The following is a 21,467-nucleotide window of genomic DNA, read 5'->3' on the forward strand; positions in this document are numbered from 1 at the left end:
AATTAACGAATATACTCTTTCAGTACACTATTCCGATTGGGATGGCGTAATTTACGGAGTGCTTTAGCTTCGATTTGGCGAATGCGTTCGCGGGTAACATTGAAAATCTGGCCGATTTCTTCCAGAGTTTTCATGCGACCATCATCTAAACCATAGCGAAGTCGGAGAACGTCTCTTTCACGGGGACTGAGACTATCTAGGACTTTTTCTAGGTCTTCCCGCAGCAGGTTCTTAGAAACTTGATCTTCTGGTGTTTCGCCATCAGATTCGATAAAATCACCTAAACGGGAATCTTCTTCTTTACCGATAGGTGTTTCTAAGGAAATTGGCAACTGGGCAGATTTGGCAATAAACCGCAGTTTCTCGATGGTCATTTCCATGCGAGTCGCAATTTCTTCTTCTGTGGGTTTGCGTCCCATTTCTTGGGAGAGGAGTTTGGTGGTTTTCTTAATCCGAGAAATGGTTTCGTAGAGATGAACTGGTAACCGGATAGTGCGGGACTGATCAGCGATCGCTCTTGTAATTGCTTGACGTATCCACCATGTAGCGTAGGTAGAAAACTTATAGCCTTTTTCGTGATCAAACTTTTCAGCGGCACGAATCAAACCCAAACTACCCTCTTGAATCAAGTCTTGGAAGGACAAGCCCCGATTCATGTATTTTTTGGCAATGGAAACTACAAGCCGCAGGTTAGATTGTACCATTTTGTCCTTCGCTCTGCGGCCAACGTGCAGCCGATAACGAAAGGTCGGTAATGGTAACGATACTTCTGCTGCCCATTCACTGTCTCTAGGATCGCGTTCTAGGCGTTCACAAAGCCTTTCCCTCGCTCGTTCTAGTTCCAGTAATTCAGCAATTTTCCGCGCTAATTCAATTTCTTCGTCTGCGCGTAACAAACGAATCCGCCCAATTTCTTGCAAATACAAACGAATGGAATCTTCGGTGTAGTGCTTTTTCTTGGCAATTGGTGCCCGACGACGCGATTTAGCGGCTTTTCCAGACTTTGCGTCGTCCTCATCAGACTGAGGCTCTAAAAAATCATCAATTTCGCCGTCATCAGTCAGCAATAAGTCCTCTTGTTCTTCTATTAAGAGTGCTTGTAATTCGATCTCAGGCGGATTTATCATTTCTAGGTCAGGCTGATAAATATTATCGAGTACGTTGTTAGCCTGGTTCATGCCGCGTTCCTCATGCTCCTTGCAGAATCAGTTACTCAAGACATTTTGATTACTTTTGGCATTAAGTAATCTCTAAAACCGAAAATTAGGGTTTGGCTGATTACCCTCAAAATATTTTCGGTGATTTTTTTCCTGTTTTATGCAGGATGGTTTAGTAAAAGTGGCAAATATCACTTTTTAGTGAATTGCTCGCTTTTTAAATTGTCATTCTTGGTAATTCCCCATGTCACTTTTGATTGAGCAAATCTATAGCCTAGATCCATTTTTTTTCAAAAAGTTTCCTGATGGAGATACAAGTATATGACATTTGGCAAATTTAACTGTAAATACTGTTCCGATTGTAGCCTGTTTCACAAAAATTGCCCTCTTTTTGTGCATTATCTATGAACTCATTTACTAAGATTAAGCCACCTTTATCAAAAAGACATTAAAAATGGTGGTGATACCATTAAATCTTGTTGAAAACTTTTTGGTTTGACAGTGGCATTCTCATTAAATTAAAAGGTAGGCACACTTTTATAAAACTTACACAAATTGTTCCCAACTGCACAAATAGTATTTATGTTCTGTTGTAACTTCACCCGAGGACGGGTAATTGTTTACAGAAATTAGTTCTGGTTGAACTAATTGGACATATTCACTTTGGCGCTAGTAATTGGTTTTTGTTTCCAGGAACTAACCCTTGTATATGCTATACCAAGAACCTGAACTAAGGAGTTAAAGTTATGGCATATTTTTAGCTGGGTAAAAGATGAATTGAGAGAAATCTCAATTTAGCCTTATTCACACATTAGCGCAGAGTTGAGATTTCTACCCTGTGCAACTTGACAAACTGTTCCTATTGTATACAACGATATTTTAATCAGGTGATAAATAATATTGTTGCTAAAGTTACCTAATGATCTATTTAAGTAATTTTGCGTATGCCAATTGTGATTCTGAATACTTCTGATTTTAAGAAAGCGGCTGTCATCTGGTTATGAAAAGTTTTGTGTATGCTTACCAATCTTTGCTTTGTAGATAATATCTAGTTGCGCTTTCTAAGCATAGCAAATGCTTTCCCTATTTGTGGAGAAAATTTGTGATTTTTAGCGAAAAAGTTATGGGAACAGGGAACAGGGAACGGGGGAGGTAGAAACTTAATTACCAATTCCCCATTACCCATTACCTTAGATATCTAAATCTGTCATATTCAGTTTAGAACCATAAGTTTCAATGAATTCCCGTCTTGGTGCGACGCGATCGCCCATTAAGATGGTAAAAATCCGATCAGCTTCGGCTGCGTCTTCAATTTCCACTCGTTTGAGGGTACGGGTTTCTGGATTCATGGTGGTTGTCCAGAGTTGTTCTGGCATCATTTCTCCCAAACCTTTAAAACGTTGAATGGTATAGTTAGCATTGCTGGGAAGAGTACCTAGATGCTGTTGCAATTCCCGTTCGCTGTAACAATACTGATAATTTTTTCCTCGTTCTACTTTGTACAGTGGAGGACAAGCAATATAGATGAAACCTTGTTCAATCAATGCCCGTTGATAACGATAGAAGAAAGTCAACAACAACGTGCGGATGTGCGCTCCATCTACGTCAGCATCGGTCATCAAGACTATGTGATGATATCGTAATTGTCCAGCATTAAATTCTTCACCTTTTACACCTAAACCGAGTGCAGTAATTAACGATTGAATTTCGTTATTTTTATAGATTTTAGAGTCGTCGGTTTTTTCGATGTTGAGGATTTTACCACGCAGAGGGAGAATTGCTTGGGTGCGGCGATCGCGTCCTTGCTTGGCGCTATTGTGAACAAATACACCACTGGACAAAGCGAAGTTATGTGTTTGCGGAACTTCGATATCGTAAACGTCAAAACGTTCCTCTAAAGGTTGAACATCATCAACCCTCAAAATAGACATTAGAGGAGTTTCAACATTTTCACCTACCAATCCAGCCAGAGTAGGTGGTCTCTTGAGTAAATCGTAACTTGTTAATTCTCTAGCTGGCTTATAAACAGGCTCATGATTTTTATCATCCAATGGACGAAGTGGAGAATCTGCCATTAAAAAGAGGTGATCTGGAGTACAGATAACACTTTGACCATTGTTAAATATTACCTTCACAACTTCAGCATTCGCTTTGGTCATCCGGGGATTGATAATTTGTCCTGGAACCATTGCATCACCATCCATAGTGAAGCATTCATGTGTAATCCCTTGTGCTTGTTCAGCGACGATTTCTTTAAAACTGAGCGATCGCCCATCAACTAATGCTACTAATGTATCACCATGAAAACAGCCACCCGCTGAATCGCCTTCCACGATGTATATTTCAGACTCAGCAGGATCACGGGAACTACAATCTGCTAATTTACCAGGTAGAGGAGAAGATTCTAATACTGATTTCCGACGGACTAATTCCCGCGCATGACGGGCAGCTTCAGCAGCTTTAAACGCTTGGATAGCTTTATCTAAAATAGCATCAGCGATCGCCGGATGGAAGTCCAAATACTCTGTGAGAACTTCACCCACGAAAGAATCAACAATACCGCGAACTTCAGTATTTCCCAGTTTAGTTTTAGTTTGTCCTTCAAATTCAGGATCAGGGACTTTAACAGAAATTACAGCCGTTAAACCTTCACGGACGTGTTCACCACTAAGATTAGATTCACCTTCTTTAATTTTATTGCGTTTGCGAGCAGTGGCATTTAATGTCCGAGTTAAAACTGCCTTTAAACCTTCTAAGTGCGTACCACCATCAATAGTCCGAATATTATTAGCAAAGCCGAGGACATTATCTGTGTAAGCATCCGTACACCACTGCAAAGAAACTTCTACCTGGACGTTGTTACGTTCCCCTTGGACATAGATAATTTCTTCGTGGAGTGGTTGCTTTTCACGATTCATGTAGGCGATATATTCTTTAATACCGCCTTTATATTCGTAAGTTTCTATTCTCGGTGTGTCGCTTTTCAGGATTTCTAAACGATGATCCGTAAAAATAATTCTGACACCTGCATTCAAATACGCCAACTCGCGCAAACGACCTGATAAAGTAATGTAATCAAATTCTATGCTGGTGGTAAAAATTTGTGTATCTGGCTTGAAGGTAATAGAAGTACCCGTTCTATCTTCTTTATAAGGCGTTGCGACCAATTCCGTAACGGCGAAACTGCGTTCATATCGCTGGTTATGTACCTTGTGATCACGCCAAACCGTAACTTCTACAAACTCAGACAGGGCGTTAACAACCGAAATCCCCACCCCGTGTAAACCACCGGAAACTTTGTAGCCACCACCACCAAATTTACCACCAGCGTGGAGAACAGTTAACACTGTTTCTAAAGCTGATTTCCCGGTTTTTGGGTGGATATCTACGGGAATACCCCGACCATCATCTGTTACTGTCACAGAACCATCAGCATTGATATCCACTTCAACATGGGTACAGTGACCAGCTAAAGCTTCATCAACAGAGTTGTCCACTACCTCGTAAACTAAATGGTGGAGTCCTCGCGGACCTGTAGTACCAATGTACATCCCTGGTCGTTTGCGGACGGCTTCCAGACCTTCCAGAACTTGAATCTGATCGGCACTGTAACTGCTCGTCATGAAAATTCTCCTGATGCTTGGGGTTAATATCGCCAAAAGGCGAAAAAAGTTAAATCACCCCAATAGTATATCACAAAAGCCTTCCTGCCGTCTGTAGCGCAATTTAATGAGAAGTTTATATAGGGGTTATCACCCTTTATCAATTAAAATTACTTTTTTAATTTTTAATTTGTTAATTTTTAATTGGAGCAAAGCGACTAATGACTAAATTAATTGTAATTTGTGGAGCAACAGCGACGGGTAAATCTGGTTTAGCTTTGAGTTTAGCCCAGAGATTAAATACTGTAATTCTTAGTGCGGATTCTCGTCAAGTGTATCGTGAGTTTGATATTGGTACAGCTAAACCAAATGTGATTGAACAAAAATCAGTTCCCCATTATTTGATAGATATCTGTGAACCAACTGAAATAATGACATTAGCAGATTATCAGGAACAAGCACAAGCTTTAATTGCTAGTTTGGGAGTTGAAACACTGTTGTTAGTGGGTGGAACTGGTTTATATATTCGTTCCATTGTGCAAGGAATGAAGATTCCCAGAGTTGCACCACAGCCAGAATTGCGATCGCAATTAGAATCTCTTGGGCAAATTCAACTTTACCAGATATTGGGACAAGTTGATGCGATCGCTGCTCAAAAAATTCATGCTAACGATTTGGTGCGAACTTTAAGAGCTTTGGAGGTTTACTATACAACTGGTATTCCCATTTCTGAGCAGCAAGGAGAAAATCCTCCGAATTATCCAATTTTACAAATTTGTTTAGATTCTGATGCCGAACATTTAGATGTGAGAATTCGCAACCGGACTGAGCAAATGATAGCTGATGGTTTAGTTGGTGAAGTTGAATATCTTTGTCAAAAATATGGTACTGATTTATCTTTATTAAATACATTAGGATATCAAGAAATCAAGCAATATTTAACTGGTGAAATTTCTTTAGATGAAGCTAAAGAATTAATTGTTTTACATACCAGACAATTCGCCAAACGTCAACGAACTTGGTTTAGACAATCTCCTGATCTTGAATATGTTGACATGAATAATCCTGATTTATTAGAAAGTGTTTGGCAAAGAATTAATCAATTTGTCTGATAGCGTAGCGTGGCGTTAGCCATATCAGGATATCCAGAATTTAAGGATTTTCAGGATGTTATTCTTTATTTTTTTGTTGATATCAGGATTTTGATAATTTAGGTATTTAGGGATTTACAAGATATTATTTTTCTTAATTTGTTATTCTTAATATCTTACTATTCTTGAATAAGATACCAATAACAATCCTGTAAATCCTTAAATCCTGGATATCCTGATATGGCTAACGCCACGCTACGCTATCAGACAAAAATTCTGTAAATTTTTGAAAAACCGAACTCTAAATAAATAAACTAGGAGAAACCTTAAAATATTCTCCCAAGGCTTTAGCTTGTGCTTTACTAATTGAACGTTTACCGTTGACAACCTCTGAAACTACACCGCTACTAGAACCAAGAATACGTACTAAGTCAGCTTGACGAATGCCGCTAGATTCCATAATATGTAGCAATATATCATGAGGTGTAGATTCATCCATTGGATAATTTTCTTCCTCATAATCTTCAATTAGTCTGACAAGCAATTTGTGTAAAGCTCGCTCCTCTGGACTACGATTTTTTTTAAAAGTTAGATATTCTGCAACTTTTAAAAGACGTTCATAGTCTTCCTCTGTGTCAATTACTTTAGGAGCGATTTCTGCTAGTAATTGACTGTAAGTATTTCGGTCAAAAGTAAGGGTCATTTTTCCATTCATTTTTACTATATTCGGCGTGAGTTAGCAAGTATTTGTAGTACACCGTTTGATCTTCATAATCCATTCCTACAATTAAACGATAATCATTACCTTTGATATTGAAAACAGTAAAATTACCAACAGCTTCAGCATCTCGGTGAAATTTTTGAACATCATTTAAACTTTGCCATTCGGATTTTTTAACTGTTTTATACCAATCTTCAATTTGTTTTTTGATATCAGGGTACTTTGCTGCTTCTTCGCGGAGGGTGCGAATGTGAATTAAGTGCATAATATATTTTGGGTTTATTTTTTAACTTTTTTGTGAGAGTCATCGTTCTGCTTCCTCTTACCTTTTAACTCTTTTAACTATTTATATTCTCTCAAAATGAGAGTAAATTGTCAAGAGTCAATTCAGGAATTATGCAAAATCTCTCTAAAACTCTCTTCCCTTCGTGTCCTTCGTTCCTTCGTGGTTCATTTTTCATTTCTCTGTAATTAAAAACTCCACAAAGATGAAAAATCCTTGAGGAGCTTGAGAGAGTATTAACAGCTTTTACCGAGCCATAAAGAATTAAGCCATAACACACCAAATAGTAAATTTACTAATTATCTGGGAGTTGTTTTTTCAAAGCATCTAATAAAGCCCAACGGCTATCCGTAGGTGGTTCAGAAACAGCAGTATTTAAAATACCCGGACAATTAACATTGCATAATTGACGCTGAGGTAATGCTAAACACATCTGCTGATAGAGCCATTCACTGGGATCAAAATGACCATCAGGTGCTAAAGTTTCCAGTAAATCTTCGACAGCGACTTCCATTTCTAAAGGCAAATCTTCCGTTTGATTAGCGGTTTCGTCTAACCAAATAACTTCCTGAGTATTCAGAACCAAACGATGGTTATACTGCTGCAAACATCGGTTGCAGGTACAGGTAACAATTGTCTCTGCCTGAGATGAAACTTCTAAATAATTACCCTGGTGTTTAACCTGGATAACTCCGCGAACTGGTGTCAATGTTTCTAGTCCAGGCAGAAACTCTTGAACATGAATTTCCTCTGTCCGCTCCGGGGCTTTAGTTAGCTGCGGAATAAAAATAGCGTCCATAGGATTTGTGAAATACCCTTAAAATTGAGCATGGGTAATGGGTAATGGGTAATGGGTAATGGGTAATGGGTAATTGGTAATTGGTAATATTCTTGTCTGTTCCCTATTCCCTGTTCCCTGTTCCCTGTTCCCTAATTATGGTGTAACTGCCTGACGAACAACTAAATAACGATAAGGTTCTTTACCGCGACTGAAGGTTTCTAAATCAGAAAATTCCTGCAATAACGTGTGGATTTGGCGACGTTCTGAAGAACTGAGAGATTGAAGTTCTACCTCTCTGCCCGAAAAGCGAACTTCTGCGGCAGCATTTTCTGCTAAAGTGCGGATTTCGCCTTCTCGTCTCACCCGATAACCACTCAATTCAACCGTGTAAGCCGTTTGATTGTCTTCTGGTTGGTTTAAGTTGAGAACGGAATTTGCTAGATACTGAATTCCGTCTAGCACCGAACCACCAGCACCAATTAAAATCCTAATTTGTTCTGATGTTAAATTAGTTTGATCTATTGTCAACCAGTAGCTTGCTCCTGCTGGGACATCTTGCTCAGAAGATGGGGTAGTTTCTAAATTAGCCCGTACTTGGGTAGATACACCAGTCAGAAGTAGCAAATTCTGTAACCATTGTTCACTACTTTGCATAGAAATGTCGCTCATAATCAACCATTAGCCTTTTTCTTAGAACTTTTGGGTTCAAATGGCAACGCTTTTACTTCGATAGTTTGGGCTTCTTTCTCTTGTAAATCTACGATTTTTTGAATTTCTTCTGGTAGAGGTTCACGGGAGAGAATATAGGTTTGGACGGTTTGGAAAACGTTACCAATTACCATATACATGAGAACTCCAGCCGGTAGGGGAAAGAATAAAAACATCCCAGAAAAGATGACAGGGGTAATTTTATTTACTGTATCTTGCTGAGGGTTGCCACCGCTGGAATTTTGTCCAGACAGCATTTGGCTCACATAAAGGCTGATACCAAAGAAGACAATCATCCCCACAATATCCCAGTGGACTGTGTTATCGGCATCAATAGCTCCGACTCGACCCAAAGCATCAATAAAGAGAAATCCTTTCTCTGCTGCTAGTCCGGGAATTGTGCCTTGAATGGTCACGTCTCCGGGTTCTAGAGCCTCTATATTGCCTTGGGCATCAATTTTAACCCTTTCTTCACCTTTAGTGATTTTCCAGTCAGGTGTCAACTTAGTTTCTGGGTGTTCTGCTAAGAGCAAATCAAATGGTTTCCCTTCCACGGTTTGATATTGAATCTTAGTCTTTTCTCCCACTGTTAACTTATTACCGCCTGGTAAGATGGCAGAAATGGGAGTATGCTCTCCATCAGCAATATAAATATTTTGCGGAGAAGTGGCAAAGGCTTGGGGTTGAATGCGCTCAATTTGTTCTTGAGGGAAGATTTGCAGATTAACGGAATAGTTAACGCCGGAAAAAGGCGACCCCCGCAAAGTGGCAAACAGTGCTAGTAATACTGGCATCTGCAAAAGTAGAGGGAGACATCCTGCTAAGGGATTACCAAATTCATTTTGGACCTTGAGCATTTCCTCTTGTTGCTTTTGCTGATCGTCTTTATAGCGTTCTTTGATTTCTGCCATGCGCTTTTGCATCAGCGGTTGCACGACTTTCATCCGTCGCATACTACGGATAGAACCGGCACTCAGGGGATAGAGTGCAAAGCGGATAATCAATGTTAAAGCTACTATCGCCAACCCATAGCTAGGGACAAAACCATAGAAAAGGTCTATGATTGGCAACATCACGTTGTTCGAGAGAAACCCGATACCAAAATCCATTATTCTGAATTCAACCTGCGGTACTTTGACACTCCCACCCCGGTGAGGAATGGGATGCTTAGTTGAGCCTATCCTCTGACTAGAGGGGGTTCTCTCCCAAGCTTTTGCTCTATATTGTAGAGGTTTTTGTTAAGCATTGCTGTGACTATCCACAAGCTACGCCAGCGAGGGAAGCTACGGATAGCCGCACATTATCTAAAAATCTGAATGTTGCCGCTCTGGACAAATGACTTATTTAGAACTGCTATATTGGGGATTTTTAGCAGCAACTTTTTCGTTAATGTAGTCATAGACTTCCCGAAAGTTAGGAACAGCCCGCATTTCTATGAGAGTACCATTTTTGAGAGTGATTGCCATATCTCCCCATAGGCCGATGGCACGGGGAACTTTGACAACTTTTACCACTTCTGAATAAATTACATCAAAGCGATCGCGTCCCATCCAACCGCCAGTTACACATATCCTTCGATCTGTGATCCGGAAGCGCAGCCATATAGCCCTGACTATTGCCCCCACAGCTAAGGGGATACCCACCACTGTCAGTCCAATCAGCAGATTGAGAATTAAATCCCCAATGTGGGGACCACCCTCATAAAAAACTTCTTCACGAATGCCCATTTAATACCTCAGTTTGTGCCAACAACTGCTCTAATTCTTGCAGAAATTTCTGAGTTTCGCACTCAGATTTTGTTGTTGTTGGTTTCACAATTAATACTAGCCGCCATCCTGGGAGTAATTTAGGCAATAGTTGATGTAATGCTGCTGTTATTTGCCTTTTGATTTTGTTGCGAACAACGGCGCGTTTACTGACTTTTGTACTAATGGCAATACCAATTTTTGTGCTAGGGGGGGCAGTATCCAAAGAAGGTTCTGTCAAAAGAGTAGGTTTTAAAGCTCTCAAAGTGAAATGAGAACTATGTCGCCGAATTCCTTCCCGGAAAACTGCCTGAAAATCCTGACGGGATTTGAGACGATATGCTTTGGGCAAAGCCACAACAGTTATTAATTGCTGAATTTTACCCTAAACACTCAAACGATGCCGTCCTTTTTTTCTTCTAGCGCTAATCACGTTTCTGCCGTCTGGTGTCCGCATTCTGGCGCGAAATCCAGATGTTCTTTTTCTCTTACGGCAAGTGCCGCCCAGGGTTCTTTGCATACTGTTCTCCTTTTAGGCGATTTTCATAAAAAGTCACAATCTGATATTTTACCACTTTACAGGCAACAAAAACATATTTCTGGATAGAGTTGTCAGTTGTCAGTTGTCAGTTGTTTGTTGTTCGTTGTTCGTCGTTGTTCGTTGTCAGTAGGGGCGAAGCATTTGGATGATAAATTATCGGTCATTGCCAAAAATAGTTCTCCAAATGCTTCGCCCGTACAGTTGTCAGTTGTCAGTTGTTCGTTGTCCGTTGTCCGTTGTCCGTTCCCTTTTTAAGTAATACTGATAATCCATGTACCAATATAACGCAGTAATGGTACATCACCAGGGGAAAGAACTTGACATCTGAAATAATAAACTCCCCCGAAGGACGGATTTTCAACGTTGGAGAAGACTAACTCCACTTTTTGACCAGCGGGAACTGGTTCTTGGGGAAATATTTGAATCACCCCACCTGCCTTATCCCATTTGACTTCAGACAGGGCAACTTTTTTACCTTTAACTAGAACCTCAACACTTTTGGTATCAAAACTTCCCTTGTAATAATCAGGATAGGTAATGGCAAATTGAGCTACTGCCAGTTTCATTTTTTGGGCTGGAAGTCTTAGTATATAACGATCAGTGCTATTGGTTTGTCCGCCAAAATCTAACCGGTAGGGCAGTTGATTATCAGCTTTGACACCGCTAAAAAGTGTCAAACCGGGTAAGCTTTGCGCCCAAGTTGTAGCGGAAAAACTTGTTAATAAACAGCTAGTAACAGCTAAGGCAGAAAGTAAGCGTTTCATAAATTAGGTTTCCGCTAGTGGATAGTTTTTAACTAAGCGTTAGTATTTGTAACTAAACTTTACTACTATATGCTTGACAATAGACGTTAGTTAAAGGTAAAAGTGCCATTCTTGTGAAAAGTTCCATCTATAAAGCAAAATTACTGTTATTTAGCATTTAGTGTAAACATTCTTAATTTTATTATCTAAAAGAATAATTTTTGTTGCTAATTATGAATACTCAGATATATCACAAATGATTAAAAATTCCATAATGAATCAAAAAAAAGAGTGCGAATTTTCCAAAATATAAAATAATCTAAAGAACAATATCCAAAATGTGGAAATCGGCAGAGGATGTGCGATAACTAATTCTACTTATAGCTGTTTTGTAAGGATGATATCTGCATACTGTCAAGTTGAGGTTGTGACTAGATAAGGAAGATAGCAAAAGCAAAATTTGGAAATTCTATCTACAAAGGTAATTCATGGTTAATCATCCCATCAGCTTAATGATACTAATTTGACACAAGAAGTATTAAAAGTTAACGGGTGATGTTAAGTATTTATATCCAGGAGATTGCATGAAAATAGCAGTTGCGAAAGAAATAGAAGTTTGTGAACGGCGTGTAGCTTTAATTCCTGACACCGTAGCTAAATTAGTCAAACAAGGTTTAGAAGTTTGGGTAGAAGCTGGTGCGGGAGAAAAAGCATTTTTCAGTGATGCTGACTATGAAGCCGCAGGGGCAAAAATTAGCCATGATTCTGCTCAATTATGGAGTGAAGCAGATATTTTACTCAAAGTTAGCCCACCCCAAACCAGAGAAGATGGCCGGACAGAAATTGAATTACTTAAATCAGGTTCTGTATTAATTAGCTTCCTGAATCCCCTAGGAAATCCCGTAATTGCCCAACAATTGGCAAATCGGCAAATTACAGCCTTGAGTATGGAATTAATCCCCCGTACCACCAGAGCGCAAAGCATGGATGCCTTGTCTTCCCAGGCTTCACTGGCGGGCTATAAAGCCGTATTGATTGCGGCGGCGGCATTACCGAAATATTTCCCCATGTTAACCACCGCTGCGGGGACAATTGCTCCCGCCAAAGTATTTATTATGGGTGCAGGTGTGGCAGGATTGCAAGCGATCGCCACCGCAAGACGACTAGGAGCAGTAGTAGAAGCCTTTGACATCCGCCCAGCCGTTAAAGAAGAAGTCCAAAGCTTAGGGGCGAAATTCGTCGAAGTCAAACTCGAAGAAGAAACCGTCGCAGCCGGTGGTTACGCCAAAGAAATTTCCGAAGACAGTAAAAAGCGTACCCAAGAACTAGTAGCCAGCCACGTCAAAAACTCCGATATTGTCATTACCACCGCCCAAGTACCAGGAAGACAAGCCCCCAGACTGGTGACAGAGGAAATGGTGGCACAAATGAAACCCGGTTCAGTAATTGTGGATTTAGCCGCAGAACAAGGTGGAAACTGCGCCTGTACAGAAGCAGGTAAAGATATTGTTTGGAACGGTGTAACAATCATTGGACCAATTAATTTACCCTCATCAATGCCAGTACACGCCAGCCAACTGTATGCAAAGAACGTTACTTCACTAATGCAACTGTTGATTAAAAACAAAGCCTTAGAAATCAACTTTGATGACGACATAGTTGCTGCTGCTTGTGTTACTCATGGTGGAGAAATTAGAAACCAACGAGTAAAGGACGCTTTACAAGCGGTAGCGGTTTAGTTGACATGAATAAATTTCACGGAATAACGAACCGCAGAGGCACAGAGTTCACAGAGAAATGAGTTCTTGAGGGATATTTTCCATGATTGTTGTAAATCTTCTCTCTGCGCCTCTGCGTGAGCTAAAAATCCAAAATCCAAAATTAACATGACACAAGCATTACTTCCGGCTCTATTTGTACTCGTCTTAGCCTCTTTTATCGGCTTTGAAGTGATTAACAAAATTCCCCCCACGTTACACACTCCGTTAATGTCCGGTTCAAACGCCATTTCCGGGATTTCCGTAATTGGTGCAATTCTGGCTGCTGGGGAGAAAAACACGAATTTATCAGTCATTCTCGGTTTAATTGCCGTAATTTTGGCAATGGTTAACGTTGTCGGCGGTTTTTTAGTCACTGACAGAATGCTACAAATGTTTAAAAAGAAGGAAGTTAAAGCATGAGCGACTTTTTACCAACTGGGATTCAGCTAACTTACTTAGTCGCTGCATCATTATTTATCCTGGGTTTGAAAAAACTCGGTTCTCCGGCTAGTGCTAGAAACGGTAATCTTGTGGCTGCGGTGGGGATGTTATTAGCAATTGTCGCCACAATGCTAGATCAGCACGTATTAAATTACGAGATGATTTTGGTAGGCTTGGCTATTGGTTCAGTAATTGGCGCTGTTATTGCTTACAAAGTGCAAATGACGGAAATGCCGCAAATGGTGGGTTTACTCAACGGTTTGGGTGGTGCTTCTTCCGCACTTATCGCTGTGGCTGAATTTTGGCGGTTATTAGATAGTTCTCAACCTATCCCCCTCGATGTCAACATTTCCATGTTATTGGATGTGTTAATTGGTGGCGTGACTTTAACGGGTAGTTTTCTCGCTTTTGCCAAATTGCAAGGTTTAATTAGCGGTACACCGATTACCTTTCCTTTGCAACAACCTTTTAACATTCTGCTTTTGGGTTCTTATTTAGCGGGAAGTGCCTATTTAATCAGGACACCAGATAGCCTCCCCGTATTTTTAGCAGTGGTGGCTGTTTCTTTGGTGTTGGGTGTGATGTTCGTCCTCCCCATTGGTGGGGGTGATATGCCTGTTGTCATCTCCCTGTTAAACTCCCTCTCCGGTGTGGCTGCGGCTGCGGCTGGGTTTGTGGTGATGAACAATATGTTAATCATCGCCGGTGCTTTGGTGGGGGCTTCTGGTCTTATCCTGACGGAAATTATGTGTAAGGCTATGAACCGTTCTTTGTTCAGTGTCTTATTTAGTGCTTTTGGTTCTGTCTCTACTTCTAGTGGTGGTGCGGCTGCTGGTGCTAGTGATCAACCTGTTCGCAGTATTGATGCGGAAGAAGGGGCGATGATGTTGGGTTATGCCCGTTCTGTGGTGATTGTGCCAGGATACGGTATGGCGGTTGCTCAAGCCCAGCATAGCGTCCGAGAGTTGGCAGATCAATTAGAGCGCATGGGTGTGGATGTGAAATATGCGATACATCCGGTGGCGGGGAGAATGCCGGGACACATGAATGTATTATTGGCGGAAGCTAATGTGGCCTATACGCAGTTGTATGATATGGAGGATATTAATCCCCAGTTTGAACAGGCTGATGTGGCGTTGGTGATTGGTGCTAATGATGTGGTCAATCCGGCGGCGCGTAGTGATAAGAATAGTCCTATTTATGGGATGCCGATTTTGGAGGTTGATCGCGCAAAGCAAACTATTGTGATTAAGCGCGGTATGAGTGCTGGTTTTGCTGGTGTTGATAATGAGTTGTTTTATAAGGCTAAAACGACGATGTTGTTTGGTAGCGCTAAGGATATGGTGGCTAAGTTGGTGAGTGAGGTGAAGCAACTTTAGGTTAATTTTAGGGGTGTAGTTTGTGAACTATGCCCTTACTTTTTTATGCAGTTGTAAAATGGATTAAATTTTTACTATAAGATGAGTTATTTGCTATTTGAGTTGTAATAGGTAACTGTGTAGGATTAAAAATGTTATTTGAGTATGCTTTAGTTAACCAATAAATTTCTTCTGTTATCTTTGTAATCTTCTTATATCCATAAACTTTTTTTATTTTAATTGGTTTAGGTAAAATCTTATTTTTTAAACACTGGTCATTAGTTATTAGATATGAAATTTCAATTGGGGTATCAATGAAAATGTAATAACCCGTAAAGCCATCTAAATAGATATTTTCATTATTGAAATTTGAGTAAAATCCAATTCTGGGGACACCACTTTTAACTACCTCAACTAAATTATATTCAGTGATGTCAAAATATTTCATAACTTGATGAAATGATTTTAACTCTTCCTGACTTATTAATCCATCTCTGTGTATAGTAATCTTCTGAATGTAGTTAGGTAATTTTTTCAAGATCCATTTAAATCCCTTTATTAATTCATCATAGGGAATTACTTCATTAATTTTAATATTTTTTCCTTTATATGGAGGTATTAATAAGCAGCCATAGTTATCAACTGCTGTAATACTAAGATTGCTGCTTCCTTTATTGCGATTATGTCCAAGATCAATACCTATAAAAATATGATTTATATCTTGATCAATATCTTTAATCTTCCAAGGTATCGCTTGACTTTTTACACCTAATTTTAATAGTACATTAGCAATAATATTTTTATCAAATTCCTTGAAAAAATCAAATTTTAAAGTATTTGTTCTTAAAGCATCTTTCACTTTTATATTAACACAATCAATTGTATCTCTAGGTACTGTCATGTTATGACTATCTAACAAATGTACTAAATAACTAAATTGCGAATAGTCTCTAATTTGAGAAATTAGTAATTCATGATCAAAATTACTGTAATCAAAAACTATACAATCATTTTCGTTAATTGGACTAACGTAATCTTTATATAAAAAACGTAACCTACCATTTATATTTTCGATTATTTTAGGTAATCTCTCACGAGAAAGTTGATAACTAGATATTATAAGTTTCAAGGACAAATTTTCTGGCTTTTTTAGAACACCAGTGTCATGTAAACCCTTTGGCGCTGTATGATGTAACTGTCCGTTTGCAAATATATAATTTCTGAATCTATGAATAATTTTGTACCGATATTTAATTTCATTAATATCTTCAAAACTAACTATTTGTGATTGTTCATTGGAATTTTGTAGCAAATTACCTATTAAACTAACTGTATCTCGTAGATTGATTTGCTCAAACCAGAATTTTGGTTTTGAAAATCTTATATTTTCATACATTTGAAGAAAAGCATCACTAGAGTCAAAACTCTCAAATACATTTTCTGGATCTTGAATATCAGTAACTTTTTGTATTTTCTTATGAACTGATATACCCGTTTTAATATTTACCAGTCTGTGTTGATTATGATCTATAGGTTCTTTTAAGTTTAATTTATCTACTGAATCAACTGTTCTGGAAAAATTAGTACAACTTAAATTTATCCAAATAGTTTTATTATCCAAAAATTCAATAGAATATTGAATACCTTTTTTAACAATAAATTTATCATATTCATCAGTAATAAAGGGTTGTTTAAAAATAATACTTGATCTATTTTTGAATTCTAAATTTATCAGATTTAAGAAGTAATTTCTAAATTTATCAGATATCTTATGAATAATTTCTTTAGGTTGCTTTATATCAATAATTTTATATTTGACTGGTATTGCAGTTATAAAAGGAGTAAAATTTGTATCAAATATGTTTTGGATTTCTAACTCATGTAAATCAATAATAGATGTTTCTTCTACGTTTACAAGATGAAAAGTTTGTAAGAAAAATTTAATACTTTGCAGATTTTCAATTTCTACATATTTTTGAATAAACAACTTATATTTATATTTATTTGAATTAGATTCAACAATATCAATATCGTGAATCAGAAAAAATATCAGAATTGTTTGATCTGGAGATAATTGTTTTTTCCAAATAAGATACTTGCAATAATCTTTATTTATGCTTTCAGATAAATATACTGTGTAATAGCCTTCATTTTTATGTTCTTCCATTACTTCATACCTAGAATTAGTTACATAGATGACTGAGTTAACTTGTATTTTACTGAGTAGTAACATTTTATAACTTCCTTGTGTAAGTAAATAATCCAGATGTTTAGGGGTATAAAAACAGACTATATGAAAATACTAGATACCTTTAGGTTTATTAGGAAACTTTGGTATCTTATCTGGCTTTTTTGGAGAAAATGGAAACTCCCAAGAATGTTTGGTTTCCTGAAGTTTCCAATAATGAGTATTGTAATTGATCATATCTTCCAATTCAAGTTTAGGTAGTAAACTTTGATACATGAGAAGTTGGTAAATTATAGATAGAAAAACTTTTTTGTTATTTAATTTTACAAGACTTGGTATTAAAAAAAATAAATCTAATTGCGTGAAGTTGATTTCATCATTACGTTGGACAATAAGATTGTAAGTTTTACTAAGTTTAAGCTCTCTTGCATGATAAAGAACAGGACAATAATAAACATTTATTATTGATTTAATAGGAAAATTTTCTATATATTTTTGTTCTGTATATTCTGGAGCTAATATTTTACGAGAGAGTTTACCTTTCAAAATGCGAAATTCTTCAGAATATTCAAATACATTCAATTTTAACTCTGCTTTTGGCTCTAAATTATCAAACTTAGCTACAGTTCGTTCTAACCAAAATTTTTTCCAGAATTTATACCTATTTTTTAGTAATTGTATTTTAACTTCAATTCTAATATCAACAGCTTTTTTATCACCTATATTTGTTATTTTGTAATTAGGATATATAGGGAATAATTTTTGATTGTCTGGATATGGTGGAAATTCAAGTTCTGCTTTTAAAACAGGATAGTTTTGTGTTTCAAATTTCTCTTGAGTGTTACAAGCATTCCAAAATGCTAAACTAATAGTTAATAAAATACTAAAACCGGTTAAATAATCTCTAACTTCTAATTTTTGAAGAAATGGTATGAAAATTTCGTACAAAGATTGAAATTGAGTTTCAATCCAGGAATATAAACTGATAATAGTCATAAATTATAAATTAAAAGTAATGATTGATTTTATTATTATTATACTTGTTTTTCATATAACAAACTAACCTGTGATCGCTCTTTTCTTCCCTTCTTCCTTCGTGTTCTTCGCGTCTTCGTGGTTCGTTAAAAAAGGATATTGGGGAAAAGTGCGATTCTTTGCGTCTTTGCGCGAAACTCTCTGTGTCCTCTGTGTCTCTGTGGTTCGTTAAAAAAGGATGTTGGGGAGTTGAGGGAGTGCGATCGCTGTTTGGGGAGTTGAGGGGGTGCGATCGCTGTTTGGGAGAGTGAGGGGGTGCGATCGCTGTTTGGGAAGTGGAGGGAGTGCGATCGCTGTTTGGGAGGTTGAGGGGTGCGATCGCAGCAAAATATTTATTCAAGCAGTAGCGAATGCAGTATATTTCCTTTCTTCAGGAGGATGAAAAGCTAAAACAATATCAAGATTAGAAATACCTAACTTCATTAACTCATTAGCTATTCCTTCCTCAGTCCAATCTTCTTCAATCCAAATTTTATCATTTTTAATTCTGATATTAACTTGGATATTATTTGTTCTTTTTTTGCCATACCAACCCAAAAACCCCCAAATATAGTGATGATTATTATCATCAAAAATCAAACAACTTTCATCAGTTAAATTTGCCGCACCAGAAACCCAATTATGATATTCTGTGAGAACTTGTTTAATTGCTATTTGATATTGCTCTAGTTTATCCATTGTAATATCTCCTCCTTTTCGACATTAACTACAATCATCAAAATTTGATTTAATTCGACAATCTCTTTGATTGAATCTCTAGTAAAAAAGTTTTCGTATGTACTTTCTTTAATAGCCAAATAAATTATATATTCTGGTTCTGTGAGGTTAATTAAATTACGATATAAAATATATTGCCCTAAAGCTAGTTCAAAATCTCTCATGGGAGAAGGACTAAGAAAACTCTTGATTTCAACAACTATTTTTCGTCCATTTTGTTCTGCTGCAATCGGTTTTTCTGCGGATAAATCGGCAAACAATTCAGCATCTTTATACTTGATTTTATAAGGATCAGCCGTAATCGTCCAACCATCTTTAATTAAAGCATTTTTAACAGCATCATGGTAAATATCTTTTGCTGGCATTGTTTTCTTGATAATATTTAGTAAACACGAATTAATCTTAACAGTACAATTATATCATATACTCAGGCGTTAGCGTAGCTCACTAAAGGAATCGCTGTTTGGGAGTTGAAGGGTGCGATAGCGAAGCGCGACCTAGGAATCGCTGTTTATGAGGTTGAGGGGGTGCAATCGCTTTTGGGGGAAGTTGAGGGAGTGCGATTGCGTAGCTTACCGTAGGTATCGCAGTTTGGGAGGTTAGTTAGTGAGGTGAAGCAACTTTAGGTTATAGTTAGAAGTTAAGGGTATATCATTGCTATGCTCTTACCCACCCAGAGGAGCAGAGAGTTTTGTTTCTTACGATATCTCTTAGAGGACTCCACAAAAAAGATAGTCCTATAACTATATGAAACTGTTTACTATTGGTCATTCAAATCATAGTATAGAAACTTTTATTGAGCTTTTGCTGGAGCATAATGTTACAGCATTGGCGGATGTGCGATCACATCCTTACAGCCATTACTTACCCCATTTTAACCGCGTTCAACTGAAAGATTCACTTAAAAGCGCAAAAATAAATTACGTATTTTTAGGACAAGAACTAGGCGCTAGACCAAAAAACCCGGAATGTTATGTTGATGGTAAAGCTATATATGAAAAAATTGCCGCTACTGAATTATTCTCAGAAGGAATTAAACGTGTAATTAAGGGGTTAAAAAATTATAGAGTTGCTCTTATGTGTGCGGAAAAAGATCCCATTGTTTGCCATCGTGCGATTTTAGTTTGTCAACATTTACGAAATGAGCGTGATTTAGAAATCAATCATATTAAAAGTAATGGTGACTTAGAATCGCATTATAAACTTGAAGACAGATTATTGGCTAGACATGGTTTAAAGCAACTGGCTCTTGCAGCAGCACCAATTCAGTTATCTCTCTTTGGTAATAGTTCACAAAATCTTCAGCTTTCCAATTTACTTTCAAGGGAAGAGTCTATAAAAGAGGCTTACAGATTGCAAAGTGATGAAGTTGCTTATGTAGAAAAAATAGGAAATGAATATGAGTAGTTATGTTGACTTATTTACAATTGGCTTTACCCGAAAAACTGCCCAAAAATTTTTTGATACTCTTGTTAAATCTGGCGTTAAGCGGGTTATTGATACCCGACTAAATAATGTCTCTCAATTAGCAGGATTTACAAAAAAAACCGACTTAGAATATTTTCTTAAAAAGATAGGTAATATTGAATATATTCATATTCTTGAACTAGCACCAACTAAAGATATTTTAGATGAATATAAAAAAAATAAAGGCGACTGGTCAGTTTATGAGCAGAAATTTCTTCATCTCATGACAGAAAGGGAAATTGAAAAAAAAGTTAGACCAGAACTATTAGATGGTGGATGTCTTTTGTGTAGCGAGGCTAAACCCCATTACTGTCATCGCCGATTAGTGGCAGAATATTTAAGTACCAAGTGGGGGAATGTCAAAATATGTCATCTGTAAAGAACAAGAAAATTATCTGTCTTGCTAATTCTTGGAAAAATCAAGAACGTTGCATTGCTGGGATTGATTTGGATACTGGTAATTGGATTCGTCCTGTAAGTGATCGATATAATGATGGCCGAGTCCCAAGAGATATTAGACTTGTGGAGGGAAGAGAACCAGAATTATTAGACATTCTAGAGATTCCACTAGCAGACACAGGTGAAAACTTTGGGTTTGAAAGCGAAAATCTTACTATCTTACCGGGAAAATGGCAACTCGTAGGTAAAGCAAAACCAGAAGATTTGTTTCAATATTGTAGTAACAATTCTTATATTCTTCATAATCCAATTAAATATGTAAACTCATCTTATCTAAACTCTCTACCTTTTGAACAAAGAAGTACATTACAACTGATTCATGTTATTAATTTTTCTGTAGAACCTAACGGAGAAAAAAAATGGAGAGGTACATTAGAAACTGCTTATGGTCAAAGGTTAACAGACGCTAAAATCACTGATCCTATATTTATTGAAAGACTGGAAGCGGGATATGAAATCACAGATGATTATTATTTTGTGACAGTTAGTTTGGGTATGCCTTGGAAGCACAATGATTGGGAAGGAGAAGCTCCTTGCTGGAAACTAATAGCAGGTGTAATATAATACTTTTCTTTCTTGTCTTTTCTTTCTTATAAAGTGGAATAGCGATCGCTGTTTGGGGGGTTGAAGGGAGTGCGATAGCGAAGCGCGACCTAGGAATCGCTGTTTG

Annotated in this window: 24 protein-coding genes; 8 read left to right on the top strand and 16 right to left on the bottom strand. The window is 37.7% G+C overall.

All coding sequences use genetic code 11. The features are described from left to right. Nucleotides 1-2: 2 nt before the first annotated feature. Nucleotides 3-1,178 carry an RNA polymerase sigma factor RpoD gene (rpoD, locus tag BMF77_RS17035; protein ID WP_148764458.1) on the bottom strand — a complete coding sequence of 392 codons (1,176 nt, stop codon included), beginning with the start codon at nt 1,176-1,178 and terminating at the stop codon, nt 3-5. A gap of 1,169 nt (nt 1,179-2,347) precedes the next feature. Continuing rightward, nucleotides 2,348-4,780: a DNA topoisomerase (ATP-hydrolyzing) subunit B gene (gyrB, locus tag BMF77_RS17040; protein WP_148764460.1), complete on the bottom strand. Its 2,433-nt coding sequence runs from the start codon at nt 4,778-4,780 to the stop codon at nt 2,348-2,350. A gap of 200 nt (nt 4,781-4,980) precedes the next feature. Between gyrB and miaA the strand changes: the two genes are divergently transcribed. Continuing rightward, complete coding sequence (gene miaA, locus BMF77_RS17045; RefSeq protein WP_148764462.1) at nt 4,981-5,871, top strand: tRNA (adenosine(37)-N6)-dimethylallyltransferase MiaA; 891 nt, start codon at nt 4,981-4,983, stop codon at nt 5,869-5,871. Nucleotides 5,872-6,151: 280 nt separating this feature from the next. Here the strand turns inward: miaA and BMF77_RS17050 are convergent, their stop codons facing one another. The 8 genes from BMF77_RS17050 to rpmH all read right to left on the bottom strand — a co-directional run bounded on the left by BMF77_RS17050 (nt 6,152) and on the right by rpmH (nt 10,608). Further along, nucleotides 6,152-6,553: a type II toxin-antitoxin system HigA family antitoxin gene (locus BMF77_RS17050; protein ID WP_148764464.1), complete on the bottom strand. Its 402-nt coding sequence runs from the start codon at nt 6,551-6,553 to the stop codon at nt 6,152-6,154. Further along, complete coding sequence (locus tag BMF77_RS17055) at nt 6,537-6,836, bottom strand: type II toxin-antitoxin system HigB family toxin (RefSeq protein ID WP_148764466.1); 300 nt, start codon at nt 6,834-6,836, stop codon at nt 6,537-6,539. The genes BMF77_RS17050 and BMF77_RS17055 overlap by 17 nt, the downstream gene beginning before the upstream one ends. Nucleotides 6,837-7,149: 313 nt before the next feature. Then, nucleotides 7,150-7,653 (bottom strand): DUF177 domain-containing protein, encoded by a 504-nt coding sequence (locus BMF77_RS17060; protein ID WP_148764468.1) that lies wholly within the window; start codon nt 7,651-7,653, stop codon nt 7,150-7,152. 135 nt (nt 7,654-7,788) lie between these two features. Beyond that, nucleotides 7,789-8,304 (bottom strand): R3H domain-containing nucleic acid-binding protein, encoded by a 516-nt coding sequence (locus BMF77_RS17065; RefSeq protein ID WP_148764470.1) that lies wholly within the window; start codon nt 8,302-8,304, stop codon nt 7,789-7,791. 2 nt (nt 8,305-8,306) lie between these two features. After that, nucleotides 8,307-9,452 carry a membrane protein insertase YidC gene (gene yidC, locus BMF77_RS17070; RefSeq protein ID WP_148764472.1) on the bottom strand — a complete coding sequence of 382 codons (1,146 nt, stop codon included), beginning with the start codon at nt 9,450-9,452 and terminating at the stop codon, nt 8,307-8,309. A 231-nt stretch (nt 9,453-9,683) separates the two neighbouring features. After that, a complete protein-coding gene (locus BMF77_RS17075) occupies nt 9,684-10,070 on the bottom strand; it encodes a PH domain-containing protein (RefSeq protein ID WP_148764474.1) in 387 nt (128 codons plus the stop codon). Continuing rightward, nucleotides 10,057-10,446, bottom strand: coding sequence for a ribonuclease P protein component (gene rnpA, locus BMF77_RS17080; RefSeq protein WP_148764476.1), 390 nt, complete (start codon nt 10,444-10,446; stop codon nt 10,057-10,059). The genes BMF77_RS17075 and rnpA overlap by 14 nt, the downstream gene beginning before the upstream one ends. 27 nt (nt 10,447-10,473) lie before the next feature. Continuing rightward, the gene (gene rpmH, locus BMF77_RS17085) at nt 10,474-10,608 is read right to left on the bottom strand and encodes a 50S ribosomal protein L34 (protein WP_015081067.1); all 135 of its coding nucleotides are present in this window, start codon (nt 10,606-10,608) and stop codon (nt 10,474-10,476) included. 96 nt (nt 10,609-10,704) lie between these two features. On the opposite strand from rpmH, the gene BMF77_RS17090 reads away from it, so the two are divergent. Further along, nucleotides 10,705-10,884 (top strand): hypothetical protein, encoded by a 180-nt coding sequence (locus BMF77_RS17090; protein WP_148764477.1) that lies wholly within the window; start codon nt 10,705-10,707, stop codon nt 10,882-10,884. Here the strand turns inward: BMF77_RS17090 and BMF77_RS17095 are convergent. Next, on the bottom strand, nt 10,881-11,393 hold the full coding sequence (locus BMF77_RS17095; RefSeq protein WP_148764479.1) for a DUF2808 domain-containing protein: 513 nt from the start codon (nt 11,391-11,393) through the stop codon (nt 10,881-10,883). The two genes, BMF77_RS17090 and BMF77_RS17095, sit on opposite strands and share 4 nt — an antisense overlap. A 563-nt stretch (nt 11,394-11,956) precedes the next feature. On the opposite strand from BMF77_RS17095, the gene BMF77_RS17100 reads away from it, so the two are divergent. The 3 genes from BMF77_RS17100 to BMF77_RS17110 all read left to right on the top strand — a co-directional run bounded on the left by BMF77_RS17100 (nt 11,957) and on the right by BMF77_RS17110 (nt 14,952). Beyond that, nucleotides 11,957-13,111, top strand: a complete 1,155-nt coding sequence (locus tag BMF77_RS17100; RefSeq protein ID WP_148764481.1) for a Re/Si-specific NAD(P)(+) transhydrogenase subunit alpha — start codon at nt 11,957-11,959, stop codon at nt 13,109-13,111. Between the two features lie 147 nt (nt 13,112-13,258). Beyond that, nucleotides 13,259-13,552, top strand: coding sequence for an NAD(P) transhydrogenase subunit alpha (locus BMF77_RS17105; RefSeq protein ID WP_015081070.1), 294 nt, complete (start codon nt 13,259-13,261; stop codon nt 13,550-13,552). Then, on the top strand, nt 13,549-14,952 hold the full coding sequence (locus BMF77_RS17110; protein ID WP_148764483.1) for an NAD(P)(+) transhydrogenase (Re/Si-specific) subunit beta: 1,404 nt from the start codon (nt 13,549-13,551) through the stop codon (nt 14,950-14,952). Before BMF77_RS17105 ends, BMF77_RS17110 begins: the two co-directional genes overlap by 4 nt. Before the next feature lie 43 nt (nt 14,953-14,995). Here BMF77_RS17110 and BMF77_RS17115 read toward each other — a convergent pair whose 3' ends face one another. The 5 genes from BMF77_RS17115 to BMF77_RS17135 all read right to left on the bottom strand — a co-directional run bounded on the left by BMF77_RS17115 (nt 14,996) and on the right by BMF77_RS17135 (nt 19,236). Next, nucleotides 14,996-17,164 (bottom strand): hypothetical protein, encoded by a 2,169-nt coding sequence (locus BMF77_RS17115; RefSeq protein ID WP_210422214.1) that lies wholly within the window; start codon nt 17,162-17,164, stop codon nt 14,996-14,998. A gap of 69 nt (nt 17,165-17,233) precedes the next feature. Beyond that, a complete protein-coding gene (locus tag BMF77_RS17120) occupies nt 17,234-18,115 on the bottom strand; it encodes a hypothetical protein (RefSeq protein WP_148764487.1) in 882 nt (293 codons plus the stop codon). Between the two features lie 10 nt (nt 18,116-18,125). After that, a complete protein-coding gene (locus tag BMF77_RS17125; RefSeq protein WP_148764489.1) occupies nt 18,126-18,494 on the bottom strand; it encodes a hypothetical protein in 369 nt (122 codons plus the stop codon). Further along, a complete protein-coding gene (locus BMF77_RS17130; protein ID WP_148764492.1) occupies nt 18,491-18,832 on the bottom strand; it encodes a XisI protein in 342 nt (113 codons plus the stop codon). Before BMF77_RS17130 ends, BMF77_RS17125 begins: the two co-directional genes overlap by 4 nt. Beyond that, nucleotides 18,820-19,236: a XisH family protein gene (locus tag BMF77_RS17135; RefSeq protein WP_148764494.1), complete on the bottom strand. Its 417-nt coding sequence runs from the start codon at nt 19,234-19,236 to the stop codon at nt 18,820-18,822. The genes BMF77_RS17130 and BMF77_RS17135 overlap by 13 nt, the downstream gene beginning before the upstream one ends. Before the next feature lie 382 nt (nt 19,237-19,618). On the opposite strand from BMF77_RS17135, the gene BMF77_RS17140 reads away from it, so the two are divergent. The 3 genes from BMF77_RS17140 to BMF77_RS17150 are packed head-to-tail and all read left to right on the top strand — an operon-like array spanning nt 19,619 to nt 21,361. Then, nucleotides 19,619-20,278 carry a DUF488 family protein gene (locus BMF77_RS17140; protein WP_148764496.1) on the top strand — a complete coding sequence of 220 codons (660 nt, stop codon included), beginning with the start codon at nt 19,619-19,621 and terminating at the stop codon, nt 20,276-20,278. Beyond that, nucleotides 20,271-20,717, top strand: coding sequence for a DUF488 family protein (locus BMF77_RS17145; RefSeq protein ID WP_148764498.1), 447 nt, complete (start codon nt 20,271-20,273; stop codon nt 20,715-20,717). Before BMF77_RS17140 ends, BMF77_RS17145 begins: the two co-directional genes overlap by 8 nt. Beyond that, nucleotides 20,705-21,361, top strand: a complete 657-nt coding sequence (locus BMF77_RS17150; protein WP_210422215.1) for a hypothetical protein — start codon at nt 20,705-20,707, stop codon at nt 21,359-21,361. Before BMF77_RS17145 ends, BMF77_RS17150 begins: the two co-directional genes overlap by 13 nt. The last annotated feature ends 106 nt before the right edge of the window (nt 21,362-21,467 follow it).

The sequence above is a fragment of the Dolichospermum sp. UHCC 0315A genome, from assembly GCF_008121535.1.
GTDB lineage: Bacteria > Cyanobacteriota > Cyanobacteriia > Cyanobacteriales > Nostocaceae > Dolichospermum > Dolichospermum lemmermannii.

What these genes read in the sequence shown, in the direction of transcription:
- rpoD (WP_148764458.1), bottom strand. Translation starts at nt 1,178, where the DNA reads ATGAACCAGGCTAACAACGTACTCGATAATATTTATCAGCCTGACCTA.
- gyrB (WP_148764460.1), bottom strand. Translation starts at nt 4,780, where the DNA reads ATGACGAGCAGTTACAGTGCCGATCAGATTCAAGTTCTGGAAGGTCTG.
- miaA (WP_148764462.1), top strand. Translation starts at nt 4,981, where the DNA reads ATGACTAAATTAATTGTAATTTGTGGAGCAACAGCGACGGGTAAATCT.
- BMF77_RS17050 (WP_148764464.1), bottom strand. Translation starts at nt 6,553, where the DNA reads ATGACCCTTACTTTTGACCGAAATACTTACAGTCAATTACTAGCAGAA.
- BMF77_RS17055 (WP_148764466.1), bottom strand. Translation starts at nt 6,836, where the DNA reads ATGCACTTAATTCACATTCGCACCCTCCGCGAAGAAGCAGCAAAGTAC.
- BMF77_RS17060 (WP_148764468.1), bottom strand. Translation starts at nt 7,653, where the DNA reads ATGGACGCTATTTTTATTCCGCAGCTAACTAAAGCCCCGGAGCGGACA.
- BMF77_RS17065 (WP_148764470.1), bottom strand. Translation starts at nt 8,304, where the DNA reads ATGAGCGACATTTCTATGCAAAGTAGTGAACAATGGTTACAGAATTTG.
- yidC (WP_148764472.1), bottom strand. Translation starts at nt 9,452, where the DNA reads ATGGATTTTGGTATCGGGTTTCTCTCGAACAACGTGATGTTGCCAATC.
- BMF77_RS17075 (WP_148764474.1), bottom strand. Translation starts at nt 10,070, where the DNA reads ATGGGCATTCGTGAAGAAGTTTTTTATGAGGGTGGTCCCCACATTGGG.
- rpmH (WP_015081067.1), bottom strand. Translation starts at nt 10,608, where the DNA reads ATGCAAAGAACCCTGGGCGGCACTTGCCGTAAGAGAAAAAGAACATCT.
- BMF77_RS17095 (WP_148764479.1), bottom strand. Translation starts at nt 11,393, where the DNA reads ATGAAACGCTTACTTTCTGCCTTAGCTGTTACTAGCTGTTTATTAACA.
- BMF77_RS17100 (WP_148764481.1), top strand. Translation starts at nt 11,957, where the DNA reads ATGAAAATAGCAGTTGCGAAAGAAATAGAAGTTTGTGAACGGCGTGTA.
- BMF77_RS17105 (WP_015081070.1), top strand. Translation starts at nt 13,259, where the DNA reads ATGACACAAGCATTACTTCCGGCTCTATTTGTACTCGTCTTAGCCTCT.
- BMF77_RS17110 (WP_148764483.1), top strand. Translation starts at nt 13,549, where the DNA reads ATGAGCGACTTTTTACCAACTGGGATTCAGCTAACTTACTTAGTCGCT.
- BMF77_RS17115 (WP_210422214.1), bottom strand. Translation starts at nt 17,164, where the DNA reads ATGTTACTACTCAGTAAAATACAAGTTAACTCAGTCATCTATGTAACT.
- BMF77_RS17120 (WP_148764487.1), bottom strand. Translation starts at nt 18,115, where the DNA reads ATGACTATTATCAGTTTATATTCCTGGATTGAAACTCAATTTCAATCT.
- BMF77_RS17130 (WP_148764492.1), bottom strand. Translation starts at nt 18,832, where the DNA reads ATGGATAAACTAGAGCAATATCAAATAGCAATTAAACAAGTTCTCACA.
- BMF77_RS17135 (WP_148764494.1), bottom strand. Translation starts at nt 19,236, where the DNA reads ATGCCAGCAAAAGATATTTACCATGATGCTGTTAAAAATGCTTTAATT.
- BMF77_RS17140 (WP_148764496.1), top strand. Translation starts at nt 19,619, where the DNA reads ATGAAACTGTTTACTATTGGTCATTCAAATCATAGTATAGAAACTTTT.
- BMF77_RS17145 (WP_148764498.1), top strand. Translation starts at nt 20,271, where the DNA reads ATGAGTAGTTATGTTGACTTATTTACAATTGGCTTTACCCGAAAAACT.
- BMF77_RS17150 (WP_210422215.1), top strand. Translation starts at nt 20,705, where the DNA reads ATGTCATCTGTAAAGAACAAGAAAATTATCTGTCTTGCTAATTCTTGG.